We start from the raw sequence: 16605 nt of genomic DNA on the forward strand, positions 1-16605 counted from the left end.
TACGGATATCCACTCTAACCTAAACAAGAACCATTATCGTTTACTTGTGAGGAAAACGTCCACGGGGCGGGACTCCGTGGACGCCGGTTAGTCTATGCCGGACGCCGCTGTGGCGTCGGCGCCCTCCGGCCTGAGGGCCCGACGGCCCGACGCGCGGGAAACGGCTGTTTCCCCGGGCCCGGTGACCTCGCCGGAGCCCTTGGCGCCGGGGCCGACCGCCTTGACCACGGCCACCGCGATGGCGGTGGTCACGGGAATTGCCAGCACCAGGCCGATGGATCCCACGAGGATCCGAATGACTTCCTCGGCCATTTGTCCGGTGGTGAGCGTGTCGATCAGCGGGCGGTTGTACAGGCTCACCAGCACCAGGATCGGCAGGGCGGCTCCGGCGTAGGCGAAGGCAATGGTGTAGACGGTCGAGGCGATGTGGTCGCGGCCGATGCGCATCCCCGAAGCGAAAAGTTGCCGCGCCGTGGAATGCGGGGCGATTTCGGCCAGTTCCCACACGGCGGAGGACTGGGTGATGGTCACGTCGTTGAGCACGCCCATGCCGGCAATGAGCAGCCCGCACAACAGCAGTCCGGAGAGGCTGAGCTCGGGCACCACGGTGCTCAGGGTCAGGGCCGAATCCTCCGTGGCGCCGGTCAGCGCCGCCGCATCCGTGGCCCAGGTGGCAATGGCCGCGGTGACCCCCAGGCCGAACAGCGTCCCGAGCAGGGCCGTGGAGGTCCTGGCCGAGAAGCCGTGGGCGAAGTACAAGGCCGCGAACATGACAATGGTGGAGGTGGTCAGCCCGACAATCATGGGGGACTTGCCCTCGAGCAGCGCCGGGATCATGAAGCTGACGATGAAGAACAACCCGCCGGCGAGTCCGGCCAGGGCGCGCAGCCCGCGCCATCGCGCCACCCAGCACACCACCACCGCATAGGCGATGCCCAGCAATGCCAGCGGGGTCGAGCGCACGAAGTCAACGAAGACATAGGGTGCCGAGGAATCGGTGGTGTGCGACAGGTCGAGGTACTTGATCTTGTCGCCGGCCACCAGCGGACGTGACTGGGTCGTTTCCGGGGGAACCTCCAGGGCAAAGGACGCGCCGCCCGTTTCGGGGGCGACATAGGAAATGTCGCAGAGCAGTTCCTTGCCGCCGACCTCATCCAACCCCTCGGTGGAGGGACAGGTCTCGCTCACGGTCCGGGTAACGGTCCCGGTGGAGAGCTCCACCCCGTTCGCGGTGTTGAAAACGTCGTTGAGTGGCGACTTTGTGATGTTTCCGCTGGGCCAGAGCATGATGGTTGCCACCAGGGCCAGCACCCCCACGGGGGCGAGCAGGATCCAGAGGATGAGGTTGGCGCGTCGGCGCCGGGCCGGGTCAACGAGTACGTCCGCGTGGTGGTGTCCACCCATGAAAGGTTCAGCTCCAGATCGATTGCGTGCCGTGTCTCCCCAAGAGACCCCCACCAGAACAGTGTAGCGATTCGAAGCGAACGGTGGCCGCGAACCCCGCCCCGGAACGGGCGCCATCGCGTGCGGGTTCGCCGTCGGCACCATGGCAGCGGACGTGCCCGGGCCGGGGCATGAATCCGGCTGGTCCGGGCACGACGTGCATCGACTCAGATGACGCCGGGCAAATCCGCCACGCCGTCGAGCACCCACTGGTGCGGGTGGGCCTCGAGCTCGGCGCGGCCCAGCGCCCCGGTGAGCACACCCAGTGGCAGGACCCCGGCGTGGTGGCCCGCCAACAGGTCGACCACGGTGTCCCCGCCGGCCACGACCGCACGCACATCGTGGACGCCCGTCGCCTCCATCACCCGGTGGATCATGTACGGGGCTGGCCGTCCGGCCGCCACCTCGTCGCTGGTGACCACTGCATCGAGGAGCTCTCCCTCGCCGATTCCCCAACCCAGGGACGTGAGGATCGGGGCCGCCACATCGCGTGAGAACCCGGTGGTCAGGCCGACCTTGATGCCCCGGGACTTCAGGGTCCGCAATGCCGCTTCAACCCCCGGCAACGCCACGGGAGGGTTCTGGGCGTAGGACTTCGCCAAGATCTCCCGGAACAGGTCAAACTGCTGGGCAACGAGCTCCGGGTTCGGGGTCACCCCGCCCAGTTCCAGCAGTGCCGCGATGGCCTCGGTCTTGTCTGCACCCATCCAGGTCTGGAGATCCTCGGGCTTGACCGTGGCACCGGTTGCCGTCACGGATCCTTCCAGCGCCCTGTAGACGTCGCCGTGCTCATCGATGGTCGTGCCGGCCATATCCAACACCACTAGCTTGATCATGTTGTTTTCCTTTTTTCAGAGTGTCAGCCCCCGGACAGGGGGACTGCTGCAGCTTGGGACTGCGCCATGTTTTCGGCGACGAGATGCGGCGGATACGGCAGAGACGTATCGGCCGGTTCTTCCGGCCTTGCCGGTCTAGGTCGCGGTGAACCTCACGGAATTCCTCAGGGTGCGGCCCTGGGGCGGTGCCATGAGCGAGCCCAACTCCGCCATCGGCCGGGGCCGGGCCACCAGGGATTCCCAGTCGTGGGTGTTCCGGGTCTCGGCCAGGAAGTCCATTGCCTCTTGCAGGTGCCGCGGCTCGTAGTTGTGCACGCCGGTGACGCTGAGCAGGGAACGGACCATGCGTTCGGGGTCCAGCTCTACGGCGGGCCCGGGGGAGACGGAACCGGCAAGCACCAGTCGGCCGCCGGTGTCCAGGGAGTCCAACGCAAAACGCACCGCAGGCTGTGCCCCGGAGAGCTCCACCGCCACGTCATAGGCTCCCGCAACGGCCGGCACCTCGTGCGCCCATCGGGTTGTGGTTGCCCCGAACTCACGTGCCAGTTCCAGCCGTTCCGTGTTCAGGTCGCTGACCTCCACCGATGCCGCTCCGCGCCGGCGTGCCACCGCACAGGCAACGATGCCCAGCATTCCGGCACCGCTGACCAGCACCCGCTGGCCACCCAGTTCCCCGGCGGCCTCGAGCACCGCCATCACGGTGGCGGTGGCGCAGGCGGCGGGGGCGGCCGCGGCATCGCTGGTTTCCTCCGGCACCGAGACCAGGGTGATGCCGCGCGGCAGGTGGATGTGGGAGGCGTAGCCGCCGGACAATCCCCACGGGCCATCGAGGGGTTCGTGCCCGGTCTTGAGCAGGGTACGGCATTTGGCGCTGCGCCCCGCGGCGCACCTGTCGCAGCGGCCGCAGCTCACCGTGACGCTCCAGATGACCCGGTCGCCTAGTCCAAGTTCCCGGCCCTGGAAGTCGCGGACCCCGCCCGGGCCGGTGGCCACGATCCGGCCCACTGCCTCGTGTCCCAGGATCGAGGGGGAGGGGCCGGGCCGGCGCCCGGAGACGGTGTGGATGTCGGAACCGCACACCGTGGCCAGGTCGATCTTGGCCAGGGCTTCTCCGGGGGCGAGATCCGGCACGTCCAGGGCACGGGATTCGAAGTCCCGGCCGCCGGTCCAAAGCTGGGCCTCGAGGGTCAGGCGACGTGTTTGCGTATCCATGCGGAGAGCCTTTCGATGATGAAGACGATGGCGAAGATGATCAGGATGATGGTCCCGGCCACGTCGAAGTTCAGGGTGCGCACCGATTCCATGAGCAGGAAGCCGATGCCGCCGGCACCCACGATGCCCAGCACCGTCGAGGTGCGGATGTTGACATCCAGCATGTACATCAGATGGCCCACCAGTTGCGGAAGTGCCTGCGGGATCGCCGCGTTCAGCAGCGTGTCCCACCATCCGCCCCCCACCGCACGCACCGCCTCGAGCGGGCCGAGGGGGATTTCCTCGATGGAGTCGGCCACCAGCTTGCCCAGGAACCCGACGGTGCCCACGGCCAGGGCCATGGCACCTGCCATCGGACCCAGCCCGATGGCCGCGACAAACACGACGGCCAGGATCAGTTCCGGGATGGCCCGCACCACCAGCACCACGGCCCGGGCCGCCGCATAGAGCGGGCGCGAGGGGGAGATGTTGGAGGCGGCCAGGATTCCGACGGGGACTGCCAGCACCGCACCGATGACGGTGGCGACCAACCCGATGGCGAGCGTCTCCACCACCGCGATGAGCAGCAAATCCTCCACGCCCTCGATCGAGGGCGGCAGCAGCTTGCCAAAGACCCCGGCGAGCTCGCCGAAGCTGGCCAGCGGCGCGAGCGGGTTGATGCGCAGGTGCCCCAGCGAGTAGGCCACCGAGGCGAACAAGGCGGCGCCGGCGATGGCGCGGACCCGCCGGTCCCGGGTCCACGGCGGCCTGATCGCCGAGTCGGCGTCGATGGCCCGGGGAGCGGGGCCGGAGTCTGTCGGGTTCAGCAGGGTGCGGCGCAGCGCGATGGAAAGGATCTCCATGGCGGCGATGACCAGCAGGATGATCAGCACGATCCCCATGGCACTTTCGTACATCAGCCCGCGCAGGGAATCCTGCAGGGCAAAGCCGATGCCCCCGGCGCCGACAAAGCCAAGCACCACGGAGGTGCGCAGGTTGATGTCGATGCGGTAGATGAAGGTGCCCAGCCAGGCCGGGATCACCTGGGGCAGCACGCCCATGACCAGTTCGCCCAGGCGCCCTGCCCCGGTGGCGCGCACGGCCTCGCGGGGTCCGGCCTCGGAGGCCTCGATCGCGTCGGCAAAGAGCTTGGCCATCATGCCGACCGAGTGCAGCCCCAGGGCCAGGATGCCCGGCAGCACGCCGATGCCCAGCGCGCGGACGAAGAGCACCGCGAAGACGAGGTCGGGGATGGCGCGGCACATGGTGATCACCATGCGCGCGGCACGGTGGACCACGGGGTGCGGGGTGGTGTTCGCCGCGGCCAGGAAGGCCAGCGGAATGGAGATGACGGTGGCAAGCACGGTGCCCAGCAGCGCCATCATGAGCGTTTCGAGCAGCAGCTCAAGGATCCGCGGGGGCTCGCTCACTTCCGGCGGGAGCATGCGGGCGAGCAGGTTTGCCACGTCGGTGAAGCCGCCGCCCAGGGAGCGCAGGTCGAATTCGATGTGGTTGGCGCTGGCCAGGGTCAGCGGCACCAGGGCGGCGAGGGTGATCCAGAGGGTCACCCTTTCGCGGGTCACCGGGGGATGCAGCGGCCCGGGCCGGCCGGGCATCGGCGCGCCCGATGCCCGTGGGGCATCGGCCGGGCGGGTCTTGGTGGGCATCATGGCGTTGAGGCACCCGCGTCCGGATCCAGCTGCCGGTAGACCTCCAGCACGCGCTCCTTGGTGAGGGTGGCGGTGGCCTCGTCGAGGACCTTTTCGCCGTTGCGCAGGCCCACGATGCGGTGGGCCCAGTCCAGGGCCAGGTCCACCTGGTGCAGCGTGCACACCACGGTGATCCGGTTCTCGAGGCAGACCTGGAAGAGCAGGTCCATGACGTTTGCCGCGTTCTGCGGGTCCAGCGAGGCCACCGGCTCGTCGGCCAGGATCAGCTCGGGCTTCTGCATCAGCGCCCGGGCGATGGCAACGCGTTGCTGCTGGCCCCCGGAGAGTGAATCGGCGCGCTAGAAGGCCAGCTCGCCCAGGCCCACGCGTTCGAGGTGTCCCAGGGCCTCGCGGCGCTGGGCCTTGGTGTAGCTGAGCAGGCCGTAGCGCGGTCCGCGGATCTGGCCCGCCGCACCGACCAGCACGTTCTCCAGGCAGCTCAGCCGCCCGACCAGGTTGAAATGCTGGAAGATGAAGCCCACGCGCGAGCGCAGGGCACGGAGCCGGCGTGACTTGGTCTTGTGCACCGGTTCGCCAAGCACGGTTGCCTCGCCGCCGGAAAGCGGGTGTAGCCCATTGAGGCAGCGCAGCAGGGTGGACTTTCCGGATCCGGAGAGTCCCAGCAACACCGTCATTTCGCCCTTGGACACCTGCAGGTCGACGCCCCGCAGGGCGTGGGTTGCCCCGAAGCTCTTGCGCAGTCCGCGCGCGTGAATGGCGATTTCCGGTTCCGGTGCCACGTCGTGCCCCTGTCCGGTGAAGGTCCCCTGGATCAGGCTCATGATTCGCACTTTTCGGACTTGGTGGAGGCGCAGACGGTGCGGATGCCGTCGTAGTCGGTGTCTGTCGCGGGCACGACGCCCCAGGCGTGTTCGCCGGTGATCAGGCAGTCCTCGTCCTGGCAGTAGCCCTGGGATTCGAAGTAGTCGGCATTGGCCTTTTCGGTGAACAGGGCGGTGAGCTTGGCGGTGGCGTCGTCGCCCAGGGAATTGCGCACGGCGAAGACCGAGCCCGGGATCTTTTCCGAGGTCCACACCGACTTCAGGTCCCCTTCGGCAAGTTCGCCCTTGCCCGGCAGGGTTTCCTCGACCATGGACTGCATCGCGAAGCCGACCTCGCAGTCGCCGTTCTTCACCGACAGGGCCGAGGCGTCGTGGCCGCCGGCGTAGATGGGCTGCAGGGCGGCGCTGATGTCCGATTCCTTGCCGCTGGCGGCGACGCCCGCCTCGATCAGGCCGGCCGAGGGGTAGAGGAACCCGGAGGTGGAGCCCGGGTCGACGAAGCAGGTGTCCTTGCCCGCGAAGTCCTTGATGTCGTTGACCCCGGCGTTGTCACCCTGGGTGATGCCCAGGGCGTGGTAACCGGAGGGTTCGCCCTTTTCCCCGGCCAGTGCGCCGAGCGGTTTGATGTCGGCCTCGTTGGTGGTCGCGATGACGTAGGAGAACGGGCCGAGGAAGGCGACGTCCACGCGGTCGGCGATCATGCCCTCGACGATGCCCGCGTAGTCGCTGGCCTGCTGAAGCTTCACCGTGGACCCGGTCTCGGCCTCCAGCATCTTGATCAGCGGTTCGTAGGTTCCGGTGAGATCGGAGGAATTTTCGTTGGGGATGGCGCCGATGACGATTTCGGCGGGGAATCCGGCCGCGGTGACCTCGGGTTCTGCCGGGGCGCAGGCGGTGAGCAGGGCGGCGGCGGCGGCGGCGAGGGCTGCGGTGAATGCGAGTGTCTTGCGTTTCATGGGGGAGACCTGTTCTGCGGTGGTGGTCGAGGGGAGTGGCTTCGAAGGTGGGCTTCGGTGGCCTTCGTATTCAGCATGGCCGTTGCCTGAGATATTTGTCTAGACAGATTGGGGTCGTTTGCCGATTGTTCACTCAACGTTTTTTCCCTTGTTTCATAAGGGTTTTGGGCGCTTTTGGGCTAGGATTATGGTATGCAAGCAGAAGCCACCTACCTGAAGTTGTCCCAACAGATCCTGGAACAGTACGCGGACCTTCCCCTGCAGCGACCACTGCCCTCAGAGCACGAGCTGGGTGCCCTCTTCGGCGTCAACCGGCAGACCATCAGGGCCGCGCTGGAGGAACTGGAACGCCGCTGGTTGATCCGACGGGTCAAGGGCAGCGGAACCTTCCGCACCAAGCGCTACGAGTACCGGATCGGCCCGCACATCGCCCCGTCCTTCACCCGCACCGTCCGTGCCTCGGGTGCGGAACCGCGCACCGAAAACAGCAAGCCCGTCACCCGCCCGGCCAGCACGACGGAGCGCGAGATCCTGGGACTGTCGGCCAACGCGCAGGTGGCGGTGTTGGAGCGTGTGCGTTTCATCGACGGCGCCCCGGTGAGCACCGCCGTCTCGGTGCTTCCCGCGGCCCGGGTGCCGCGCCTGGCCGCGGCCATGGGCTCGGAGGAATCGCTGGACACGGTGTTGCGCCGGCAGTACGGCTACACGCCGGTGCGGCAATGGAGCCAAAGCAGGCTCGCCTCGCCGCCGGCGGAGGTCGCCAAGGCACTGGGCCTGCGCGGCCGCCCGCCGCAGATCCTGCTGCGCGGGCTGGTGTCCTGTGCCGAGTCGGGGGACAAGCTCGAATACGTGGAAAGCTATCTGCGCCCCGACGTCTTCGATGTCGTGACCGAGGTGGGCAAGTGGTAGCCAGCTACACCCTCGGGCATGTCCGGGTGCTCGCCGGGGACCGGATCCTGGAGGACCAGCTGATCAGCGTGGTCGACGGGGTCATTGAGGAAATCCGGGACCACCGCCCGGGCCTGGCCGCCGACATCGACGGCGGGGGAAAGCTCTGCGTCCCGGGGCTGGTCGACCTGCACAGCGATACCCTGGCCCGTGAATACCGTCCCCGACCGGGGGCGCGGATGCCCATCGGATCTCCGGGGGCGGCGGAGGTGCACGATGCCGTCAACGCGTACCAGGATCCGCGCCTTGACCACCGGATCCTGCACCGGCTGGATGTGCGCTGCCGTGGCGGCGTGGAAATGTTCCGCGAGCGGCTCCGGCCCGGGCAGGTGCCGCTGGTCTCCTATGAGGACCACACCCCCGGCCAGGGCCAGTATCGCGACCGCAGGGTCATGGAACGCTGGTTGCGCGAGGCACAGCACATGGATGCGGCCCAGGCGGTCGAGCATGTGGACCGGCTGATTGCCGAACGGGACGGGGCGCTCCCGGTCCGGACGCAGACCCTGGCCTGGCTGGGCGAACTGGCCGCTTCCGGCTCCATCAGGCTCATGGGCCACGACCCGGTGACGCCTGCGGAAATCGATGAGCTGGTGCAGCGCCGTGCCGGGATTGCCGAATTCCCCACCACCCTGGAGGCCGCACGGCATGCTGTGCGGCGGGGCGTGGCCACGGTGGCCGGGGCACCCAACGTACTGCTCGGGGGATCGCACTCGGGGAACGTCTCTGCCCTGGATCTCGCCAAGGCCGGGGTGCTGGACATCCTGGCCTCGGACTACCTTCCCTCGAGCCTGTTGCCGGCCGCCTTTGAGCTGGCCCGCCTGGGACACGCAACGCTCCCGGTTGCCCTGGCCATGGTCACGGCGAACCCCGCGGCGGCCGCTGGCCTTGACGACAGGGGCATCCTCCGCGCCGGGTACCGCGCGGACCTGGTGCTGTGCTCGATTCTCAGGGATCGGCCGCGGGTGATGCGGACCCTGGCTGCCGCGCACTAGGCCGACCGCACCGGGCCGCGGGCACCCTACGCGGTGCCCGCCGCGGCATCGACAGGCGTGAAATAGACCTTGCGCAGGGGCTCGGTGACGGTCCAGCTGGTCTTCATTCCGGCCGCCAGGCGCATGACGGTGCCGGGAACCAGGTCCGCGGTCCGCGCTGGATGGCCGTCGAACGGCTCGATGACCACGGTGCCGTGCCCGGCGGTGACCACGAAGACCTCCTCCGCCTCCACGTCGTACATCGAACCGACGCCCATTTCCCAGATGCCGAACGCGGTCCCTGCCAGCGTGCCCAGCGGCACCGTGGCGGTCGTGGTGGATGCGGTGGCGGCCAGGTCCTCCGAAACGGGTTCGTGGACCACGGGCACCCGGTTGGCGCGCAGTGCCTGGCCGCCGCGCAGCTGCGGGAATTCCCCGGCGCTCACGAGTCGAACCCCATGCCCACGGCGTCCATGGCCTTCAGGAACGGGCCGCGCCTGCCTTCGTTGCGGTCGGCCTTGGCCAGCGCGTGGGTCATCAGCCTCACGCCCATCCAGGCCGCCGGCTCCGGAGGGAAGGGCAACGGCTTCTTCCTGACCAATTCCAGCTCGGTGAGCTCGGTCTTTTGCCCCGAGAGGAGCTCAAGCATGACGCGGGCCCCGAATCTGCTGGCCCCCACGCCCAGGCCGGTGAATCCGGCGCAGTAGGCGACCCTGCCGCCGTGGGAGGTGTCGAAGAAGGCGAAGAACCGGCTGCAGGTGTCGATGGCCCCGCCCCAGGCGTGGGAGAATCCGATCCCCTCCAGCTGCGGGAAGGTACCCAGGAAATGTGCGGCCAGCTTCCGGAAGGTGGCATCGTGCCTGTCGTGCCCGGGCTTGATCCTCCGGCCGTAGTGGTAGACCGCGTCGTAGCCGCCATAGAGGATCCGCCGGCCGCCGTTCTCGTCGACGGTGGGGCGGGCGTAGTGGAAGCGGTTGTTCATGTCGGCCAGGCCTACGTTTTCCTCCCATCCGATCGCCGCACGCTGGGAACCGGTGAGCGGCTCGGTCATCAGGGCGTAGTCGTAGACCGGGATGGTGTGCAGCCGGTGGCGCTTGAGCAGCGACGGGAACGCGTTGGTGGCCAGCGCGACGCGCCGGGCGCTGATGTCCCCGGCACCGGTGCGCACCCGGATCGCGGCGTCCGTGGAGGTGAGCTCGACGCCCCGGGTGTGTTCGAAGATCTTCACGCCGAGTTCGAGGCACACCCGGCGCAGCCCCCAGGCAAGCTTGGCCGGGTGCACCAGGACGGTGGAGTCCTCCTCCAGGATTCCTCCCTCGAAGAGCGGGGAGTCGATGTGGGCGCGCACCTGCCCGGCGTCCAGGACAACGACTTCCGGGTTGCCGGCCGCTTCCTCCTCCAGCCACGGCACCTGGTGCTTCTCGGTGGCGACATTCAGCACGCCGCCGGTCATCAGGTCGCAGTCGATGCCGTACCTGTGGATGGTCGCGATGATGCCGGCAAGGTTTTCGGCGCCGAGTTCGGTGAGCCTGGCGTTTTCCCGGGGCAGGTGCCGCTCGCCGTTGGATTCGCCGTGGACCAGGGAAGCCTCGCAGAACCCGCCGTTGCGGCCGGAGGCGGCCCAGCCGACGGTCTCGGCCTCGATGAGCGCGACCTCGCGGTCTGGATCGGCCTCCTTGGCCAACAATGCCGTCCACAGTCCGGTGTAGCCGCCACCGACCACCAACAGGTCGGTGGAGAGATTGCCTTCCAGCGCGGGAAGGGCGGCGGGGCGGTCGGGATGGCACAGCCAGTAGGGGGCATAGGTGGTGCCGCTGAGCGAGGCGTCGATGGTGGACCCGGCGACCGAGGCCTCGATGCGGTCAAAGGAGACGGGGGTGCGGTTGGACGTGGCAGGAATGCTGCTCATGGAGGTTCCTTGCATGGAAGAAGAAGTGATCTTGGAGTGCTCTTGCAAAATGCGTGGGGGAAGCTGGAAGGGACCTGGGGCCCTAGACGCCGGCGGCGGCACGGGCAAAGACCGCGTGCCCGGCGGCGAGGGTGAGTTCCACCTCCACGCGGTGCAAGTCGGAGGAAGGGATGGAGAACGGATCTGCGTCCAACAGCACCAGGTCGGCCCGTGACCCGGGACGGAGGCTGCCGCCCTCGGCGTCGCGGTTGACCCAGGCGCTGCCGGCCGTGTAGCCGCGCATGGCCTCCAGGACGGTGATGGCCTGTTCCGGGACCAGCGGTGCGGCATCGGGGCGGTCCGGGGCGGTGCGGTTGACCGCAACGTGGATGGCCTCGAACGGGTTGGGTGTGGAGACAGGCCAGTCCGATCCCATCACCAGGTGCGCCCCGGCGTCGATGAGGGAGCGGAAGGGGTACTGCCAGCCGGCGCGTTCCTGGCCCAGGATCGGGTTGGTCAGCTCCACCATTTGGTCGTCGTTGCAGGCCCAGAGCGCCTGGGCGTTGATGCTCAGGCCCAGGGCCCCGAACCGTGCCACGTCGTCGGGGTGGATGACCTGCAGGTGGGCGAGGTGGTGGCGCCCGCCGGTGGCGCCGTTGGCCGCGCGGGCTGCCTCGAGTGCATCCAGTCCCATGCGGACGGCCCCGTCGCCGATGACGTGCAGGTGGAGGTCGAATCCCGCGGCGTCCAGCGCCACGGCAACCGCGGAGAGCACCTCGGCGGAGAGGTAGCGCAGCCCGGTGTCGCCCGGTGAGCCGGGGGCGCAGTCGCAGGCACGCAGGTAGGGCTCGAGCATGGCGGCGGTCCGGTTCTCGGCTACCCCGTCGACCATGATCTTCGCGGTCGTGGTGCGGAACCCGGCGGCGGCGTTTTCCTTCCGGCGGGCCAGGAAGTCCTGGACCAGGGCGGGAACTGACTCGAGGGTGGTCTCGCGGGGGACCCAGAGCGCGCCCGCGGCCTGCCCGGTGAGCAGGCCCCGGGCCTGCAGCTCGCGGTAGATCCCGGAGGCATCGGTGTATCCGGCGTAGTTGCCCAGGATCGCCTCCTGCCATCCGGTGATCCCGAAGGAGTGCAGGTGCCGCTGGCCGGCCAGCAGCCCCGCGCGCAGGGTGGCCGCCTCGGGGACGGGGATCAGGGAGTTCACCAGGTCCATGGCGCCCTCGTGCAGGGTTCCGGTGGGGTTTCCCTGCGCGTCCCGTTCGATGCGCCCGTCGGGCGGGTCGGGGGTGGCTGCGGCGATTCCTGCCAGCCGGAGCGCCGCGGTGTTGACCCAGGCGCCGTGGTGGTCGCGGTTGATCAGGTAGGTGGGGCTCGCGCCGGTGATTGGGTCCAGCATTGCGGCGGTGGGGGTGCCGCCGGGGAAATCGCTCATGGTCCAGCCGCCGCCGGTGAGCCAGCCGCCGGTGCTCGAGGATGCGTAGGCGGCGATGGCTGCCAGGGTTTCGTTCGGACCCTCGGCGCCGGTGAGGTCGCAGGCCAGGGACTCCACGCCGCCCATCAGGGCATGGACGTGGGCGTCGGTGAAACCGGGGGACAGCGCCCGGCCGGCCAGGGACACGTCGTGGTCCGGGTCCGGTAGTGCCGCGCGGACCTGCACTTCCGGGCCTGCCGCCAGGATCCGCCCGTCGCGCACCGCGACGGCGCTGCCCGGGTCCAGGAGTGCGTGGCCGTCGAAGATGGTGCCCGAGTGAAATAGCCAGGTCTCGCTCACGGATGCCCTTTCGGTGCGCGGTGCGCGGTTTGCCGCCGGATGAAGTGTGTTCCAGTTCATAAAATCGCAGCAGGGGGCTAAAGTCAACGGTGTTGACATTGGCGACTGGCAAGGGAGCTGCAACCACCCATGGACACCAGGGATCCGGCACGCGGGCCGGTGAATGCCGCGCCGGCCGTGCGCCGACGCGCCCGGGGACTGGGCCGGGACGTCATCCTGGAAGCCTGCCTGAGACTGGCCGGGGGCCCCGAGGCCGACGCGCTGTCCTTCCGCAAGATCGGCAGGGAACTCGGCGCCGACCCCACCGCGCTGTACCGCCACTTCGCCGACAAGGACGAACTGCTGCTGGCGCTCGCCGACCGCGTGATCGGCAAGGGCATGGAGGGCTACCGACCGAGCCCGCGCTGGGACGAGTCGCTGCGGGACCTGATGTTGCGGACCCGGGCGGGCTTCCTGCGCTATCCGCAGGTCGCCGCGCTGGCGGCCCTGCGCGTGACGCGGCAGGAGGGCGAGCTGAAGTTCATCGAGGCGATGCTTCGCGCGCTGGAGGAAGCCGGGTTCGAACGGTCCGAGGCCGTGCTGGTCTACCGGGCCTGCGGCGATTTCATGCTGGCCTGGACCGGGTTCAGCGCCGGCCTGGCGCTGCTGGGCGAGAAATCGGCGCAGGACGATGCGGCGTGGGTGCGCAGCTATGCCCGGGTCCCGGAGCGGGATTACCCGTTGGCGGTGTCCTCGGTGGCGATGCTGGCGGCGGTGCAGGACGAGGACAACCACCGCTTCGCCCTCGACCTGCTGTTGGCGGGGATTGCCGCACGGCTCGAGCACCGAGTAATAAGCCGCGACGGCGGGGTCCCCGGAGAGAACCCGGAAGCCCGCCCCCGCGGCAACGCGGCTGCCGAAGGCTAGCTGCGCGGTCCCTTCCCTGCAGCGGGGTGTGGGGCGGCGAGCCGCAGGCCGATCCCGCACAGCATCACCAGCACCAGCTCGGCCGCGGCGACGGCGAGCATCGCCCCGGCTCCGGCGTTCGCTGATGCCACTGCGGAATCGCCGCCGTGCCGGTGCCCGTGGACTCCCAGCGCCATGAAGGTGTGCGCCAGGGCCATGAGGGCGGACATGGCCAGCAGCTCGAGAAGGGCCGCCGGGTTTCCCCAGGCCCGGTGCGCGCACTTGAAGCACAGCAGCACCATGGCACCGAGGACGGCGCCCGCCCACGGTCCGTGGGGGAACGCGACCATGACCCAAACGTGCACCAGGCCCAGGCCCGCCGCAAGGACGGCGACGGCCCGCGCAAAGCCGGCTCCCGGACCGCGGCGGGCGCGCACCGGGGCGCCCGCGGCGATCGGCCGTGCGGGCCATGCGATAGCGGCCTGGGTGGTGGTCATGGCATTTGCCCTAGGAGTGGCAGGACTTGCCGGTGGCCGGCGCCGGGACATCCAGGACGGGCGAGCGGTCGAAGAAGCCCTCGGGACGCAGTTTGAAGCCCACGGTGTCCACCGGCATGATGGGCCAGTCCTCCGGGCGCGGGAAGTGCGTGAGCCCGAAGGTGTGCCAGAGGACCAGGTCCTCGCCGTCGATGTTGCGGTCGGCCTTGACCCATTCGGGCAGCCCGGCGCCCCCGGCATGCTGGTTCACGAAGTCGCCGGTCGGGTAGCGCTGGTCCTCGGTTGCCGGGGTGACCCACAGGGCCTTGGAGGCAAAGGTGGCGCGGCGGTGGATCGAGGATCCCTCGTCGGCCAGCAGGGTGGGGTTTCCCTGCGGGTGCAGCTTGTAGCCCACCGGATGGCCCAAACGGTTTTTCGATTCCGGGTTGGAGATGACCCAGGTGCGTCCGGCGGAGTTGTCCGCGTCGCGGATCGCCTCGGACTCGCGGGCCAGCACGGTGCGCTTGCGGGAGAACGCGTTGCCGCGCAGGTTCTCCGGTCCGGTCGAGACCCGCACCACGTCCTCCTCCTCGACGCGACCGGGGCCGCCGTCCAGGGCGAAGTCCAGCCGGGCACCGAAGAGGTGCTGGTGGTAGGGGGCGCCGAGGCCCGGGGCCAGTTCGGAGGCGTACGGTGTTTCCCCGTCCGGAAGTGCGCTGGTGAACACGATGCCCGTGGCCTTGGCCTCGAACTCGATGGTGCCGTCGAGGTAGAGGTACCAGTAGAAGCCGTAGTCGTAGTTGCCGATCGTGGTGAAGAAGGAAATCACCAGGCGGCGGTTGCGGCGGGTGTAGTTGATGCCGCTCCACAGATCCGAGTGCTTGGCCAGGATCGAATAGTCTTCCTCGTGCATGCAGATGCCGTTGCGGATGGTGCGGGCCTCGCCGCGCGCGTTGGAGACGACGGGGGAGATGTAGTGGATCTCGCCCAGGCAGTCGCAGCCCAGTTCGAGCGAGTTGGCGAACTGTCCCACCAGGTATTCGCCGGTGTCGAAGTAGTTCTGCCAGCTGCGCACGGGGGACGGGTCGCCGTAGGGGACCACCATCTCGGCAATGGAGGCGCGGTTGAGGATGCGCCGGGGCGCACCCTTGTCCTCGAAGGAAACGTTGTGCAGCACCAGGCCCTCGCGCACGTCGAAGCCCACGTCCAGGCTCCATTTCTCCCATTCGACGTGGTTGCCGCCGGTGACGTCGAAACTCACGCCCTCCGGCTGGGTGATGGAGATCGGCTTCTGCGTGGTGCGCAGCGGGCCGGTCAATTCGGGGTCGGTGTAGTTGCCGTGCTCGGCCGGAATCGGGACGACGCCCAGGTCGATGACCGTATCCACGCTGCGGTTTCCCACGTCCACGTAGCCGACGAGTCCGTCGACCGGGTGGGCCCAGGCCGAGTCCTCCGGGTGGTCCTGCACGAAGGCCAGCCCGCGCAGGATCCGGCGGCCCGATTCCTCCGGGTACTCGAACACACCTGCAGAGAGCGGGGCGACGCGCACCTTCTCCACGTCGAGGTTTCGCTTGGCCAGGGCCTCCAGCCAGCGCGGGTCCTGTGCCAGCAACTGCTCGACGACCTCGAACTCCTCCTCCAGCACCGGCAGCTCGCCGCTGGTGGCGGTGTCCAGCTCGATGACGCTTTCCACCTCGCCGCGGGTCACGGAAACCACGACGTCCTTGGGGCGGTTGCCGTCGACATCGAGGAGGAAGATGCGGAAGCGGCGATCGGTCTCCGTCGCGTCCCGTCGTGGATCCTCGAGTCCCAGGTAGGCCACGCGGGCCGATTCCGGGAAGTGGCCGTTTTCGGCCAGGATGGTGCGCACCTGTGCGATTTCCGCTTCGGTGGCAAGGGCATAGGCGCCGAGGCGGGTGTCGTTGTCGATGGCGTTGCTGGGGTTCATGGCGTTGCCCTTTCGGGGGTGGGGACGAACGAGACGTGCATTACCGATGGCGGTGACCTGCACCACGTTTTTATTCTCTGCTTGTAGAGAATAACCGTGTTTGTCGGGCATGGCAAGGGGTCGTCCCCGGGCGGTGCGCCGTGCGCCAGCGGGTGGATGGATCCGTAGGATGGGTGGCATGCCAAAGATTGTTGATCATGACGCCCGCCGCCTTGAGCTTGTCGAGGTCACCTGGAGGGTCATTGCACACCGCGGCTTTGACGGGGTGACCCTGCGCGACGTGGCGGCCGAGGCCGGCTTTGCCAACGGGGCGTTGAAGCCGTACTTTCCCACGCGGGCCAGCTTGGTCCGCGCAACCTTTACCCACGTCTTCGGCCGCACCAATGCCCGGGTCGAATCCTCCGTCCAGGGTCTGGCCGGGCTGGATGCCCTTCGTGCATTTGCGCTGGAGGTCTTGCCCCTGGATGAGGATCGTCTCGACGAGGCCAGGGTCGTGATCCCGTTTTGGCAGGCCGCCATCCACGATTCCGGATTCGCTGCACTTAACGACGAGGCCATGCTCCAGTGGCGTCAATGGATCAACGGGTGGCTTGCGCAAGCGCGGAGCAAGGGCTCGCTGCGCGCGGGAGTTGTTGGCGAGGTCGCGGCGGAATCGCTGCTCACGTTCCTGTTGGGCGCCCAGGTCGCTGCAGTGCTGGATGCGGGGTTCAATGACCCGGCGCAACTGCGCGCCCAGTTGGACCAACATCTTTCACTGCTGAAGGCGGGCTGACCCTGCACCTGGATTTAAAACCTACAGTC

14 protein-coding genes and 1 pseudogene are annotated in these 16605 nt (G+C 68.6%); 4 read left to right on the forward strand and 11 right to left on the reverse strand.

All coding sequences use genetic code 11. The features are described 5' to 3' along the window. Positions 1 to 87: 87 nt before the first annotated feature. The 6 genes and pseudogenes from KRR55_RS15575 to KRR55_RS15600 form a co-directional block, all read right to left on the reverse strand. Positions 88 to 1404, reverse strand: a complete 1317-nt coding sequence (locus KRR55_RS15575; protein ID WP_217390040.1) for a YibE/F family protein — start codon at positions 1402 to 1404, stop codon at positions 88 to 90. A 206-nt stretch (positions 1405 to 1610) separates the two neighbouring features. Beyond that, on the reverse strand, positions 1611 to 2279 hold the full coding sequence (locus tag KRR55_RS15580) for a phosphonatase-like hydrolase (RefSeq protein ID WP_217390041.1): 669 nt from the start codon (positions 2277 to 2279) through the stop codon (positions 1611 to 1613). 135 nt (positions 2280 to 2414) lie between these two features. Next, positions 2415 to 3491, reverse strand: coding sequence for a zinc-binding dehydrogenase (locus tag KRR55_RS15585; RefSeq protein ID WP_217390042.1), 1077 nt, complete (start codon positions 3489 to 3491; stop codon positions 2415 to 2417). Next, positions 3467 to 5140 carry a phosphonate ABC transporter, permease protein PhnE gene (phnE, locus tag KRR55_RS15590; protein WP_217390043.1) on the reverse strand — a complete coding sequence of 558 codons (1674 nt, stop codon included), beginning with the start codon at positions 5138 to 5140 and terminating at the stop codon, positions 3467 to 3469. Before phnE ends, KRR55_RS15585 begins: the two co-directional genes overlap by 25 nt. Continuing rightward, a pseudogene (phnC, locus tag KRR55_RS20540) lies at positions 5137 to 5961 on the reverse strand (phosphonate ABC transporter ATP-binding protein). Before phnC ends, phnE begins: the two are co-directional and overlap by 4 nt. Further along, positions 5958 to 6917: a phosphate/phosphite/phosphonate ABC transporter substrate-binding protein gene (locus tag KRR55_RS15600; RefSeq protein WP_217390044.1), complete on the reverse strand. Its 960-nt coding sequence runs from the start codon at positions 6915 to 6917 to the stop codon at positions 5958 to 5960. Before KRR55_RS15600 ends, phnC begins: the two are co-directional and overlap by 4 nt. Positions 6918 to 7109: 192 nt before the next feature. On the opposite strand from KRR55_RS15600, the gene KRR55_RS15605 reads away from it, so the two are divergent. Further along, the gene (locus tag KRR55_RS15605; RefSeq protein WP_217390045.1) at positions 7110 to 7826 is read left to right on the forward strand and encodes a GntR family transcriptional regulator; all 717 of its coding nucleotides are present in this window, start codon (positions 7110 to 7112) and stop codon (positions 7824 to 7826) included. Further along, the gene (locus tag KRR55_RS20680) at positions 7820 to 8857 is read left to right on the forward strand and encodes an alpha-D-ribose 1-methylphosphonate 5-triphosphate diphosphatase (RefSeq protein ID WP_217390046.1); all 1038 of its coding nucleotides are present in this window, start codon (positions 7820 to 7822) and stop codon (positions 8855 to 8857) included. The genes KRR55_RS15605 and KRR55_RS20680 overlap by 7 nt, the downstream gene beginning before the upstream one ends. 26 nt (positions 8858 to 8883) lie before the next feature. On the opposite strand, the gene KRR55_RS20385 is transcribed toward KRR55_RS20680, so the two are convergent. The 3 genes from KRR55_RS20385 to KRR55_RS15625 all read right to left on the reverse strand — a co-directional run bounded on the left by KRR55_RS20385 (position 8884) and on the right by KRR55_RS15625 (position 12495). Next, positions 8884 to 9282, reverse strand: a complete 399-nt coding sequence (locus KRR55_RS20385) for a cupin domain-containing protein (RefSeq protein ID WP_217390047.1) — start codon at positions 9280 to 9282, stop codon at positions 8884 to 8886. Further along, positions 9279 to 10745, reverse strand: coding sequence for an NAD(P)/FAD-dependent oxidoreductase (locus tag KRR55_RS15620; RefSeq protein WP_217390048.1), 1467 nt, complete (start codon positions 10743 to 10745; stop codon positions 9279 to 9281). Before KRR55_RS15620 ends, KRR55_RS20385 begins: the two co-directional genes overlap by 4 nt. Positions 10746 to 10827: 82 nt before the next feature. Continuing rightward, complete coding sequence (locus KRR55_RS15625; RefSeq protein ID WP_217390049.1) at positions 10828 to 12495, reverse strand: amidohydrolase; 1668 nt, start codon at positions 12493 to 12495, stop codon at positions 10828 to 10830. A 129-nt stretch (positions 12496 to 12624) separates the two neighbouring features. On the opposite strand from KRR55_RS15625, the gene KRR55_RS15630 reads away from it, so the two are divergent. Beyond that, complete coding sequence (locus KRR55_RS15630; RefSeq protein ID WP_217390050.1) at positions 12625 to 13401, forward strand: TetR/AcrR family transcriptional regulator; 777 nt, start codon at positions 12625 to 12627, stop codon at positions 13399 to 13401. Here the strand turns inward: KRR55_RS15630 and KRR55_RS15635 are convergent. Then, a complete protein-coding gene (locus tag KRR55_RS15635) occupies positions 13398 to 13877 on the reverse strand; it encodes a hypothetical protein (protein WP_217390051.1) in 480 nt (159 codons plus the stop codon). The two genes, KRR55_RS15630 and KRR55_RS15635, sit on opposite strands and share 4 nt — an antisense overlap. Before the next feature lie 10 nt (positions 13878 to 13887). Continuing rightward, entirely contained in the window at positions 13888 to 15804 is a 1917-nt protein-coding gene (locus tag KRR55_RS15640) for a primary-amine oxidase (protein ID WP_217390052.1), read from the reverse strand. A 178-nt stretch (positions 15805 to 15982) separates the two neighbouring features. Here KRR55_RS15640 and KRR55_RS15645 point away from each other — a divergent pair, with 178 nt between their 5' ends. Continuing rightward, a complete protein-coding gene (locus tag KRR55_RS15645) occupies positions 15983 to 16576 on the forward strand; it encodes a TetR/AcrR family transcriptional regulator (RefSeq protein ID WP_217390053.1) in 594 nt (197 codons plus the stop codon). Positions 16577 to 16605: the final 29 nt, after the last annotated feature.

Source organism: Paeniglutamicibacter quisquiliarum (genome assembly GCF_019084045.1).
In the GTDB taxonomy this organism is placed as follows: Bacteria; Actinomycetota; Actinomycetes; order Actinomycetales; family Micrococcaceae; genus Paeniglutamicibacter; species Paeniglutamicibacter quisquiliarum.

What these genes read in the sequence shown, in the direction of transcription:
- KRR55_RS15575 (WP_217390040.1), bottom strand. Translation starts at nt 1,404, where the DNA reads ATGGGTGGACACCACCACGCGGACGTACTCGTTGACCCGGCCCGGCGC.
- KRR55_RS15580 (WP_217390041.1), bottom strand. Translation starts at nt 2,279, where the DNA reads ATGATCAAGCTAGTGGTGTTGGATATGGCCGGCACGACCATCGATGAG.
- KRR55_RS15585 (WP_217390042.1), bottom strand. Translation starts at nt 3,491, where the DNA reads ATGGATACGCAAACACGTCGCCTGACCCTCGAGGCCCAGCTTTGGACC.
- phnE (WP_217390043.1), bottom strand. Translation starts at nt 5,140, where the DNA reads ATGATGCCCACCAAGACCCGCCCGGCCGATGCCCCACGGGCATCGGGC.
- KRR55_RS15600 (WP_217390044.1), bottom strand. Translation starts at nt 6,917, where the DNA reads ATGAAACGCAAGACACTCGCATTCACCGCAGCCCTCGCCGCCGCCGCC.
- KRR55_RS15605 (WP_217390045.1), top strand. Translation starts at nt 7,110, where the DNA reads ATGCAAGCAGAAGCCACCTACCTGAAGTTGTCCCAACAGATCCTGGAA.
- KRR55_RS15620 (WP_217390048.1), bottom strand. Translation starts at nt 10,745, where the DNA reads ATGAGCAGCATTCCTGCCACGTCCAACCGCACCCCCGTCTCCTTTGAC.
- KRR55_RS15630 (WP_217390050.1), top strand. Translation starts at nt 12,625, where the DNA reads ATGGACACCAGGGATCCGGCACGCGGGCCGGTGAATGCCGCGCCGGCC.
- KRR55_RS15635 (WP_217390051.1), bottom strand. Translation starts at nt 13,877, where the DNA reads ATGACCACCACCCAGGCCGCTATCGCATGGCCCGCACGGCCGATCGCC.
- KRR55_RS15640 (WP_217390052.1), bottom strand. Translation starts at nt 15,804, where the DNA reads ATGAACCCCAGCAACGCCATCGACAACGACACCCGCCTCGGCGCCTAT.
- KRR55_RS15645 (WP_217390053.1), top strand. Translation starts at nt 15,983, where the DNA reads ATGCCAAAGATTGTTGATCATGACGCCCGCCGCCTTGAGCTTGTCGAG.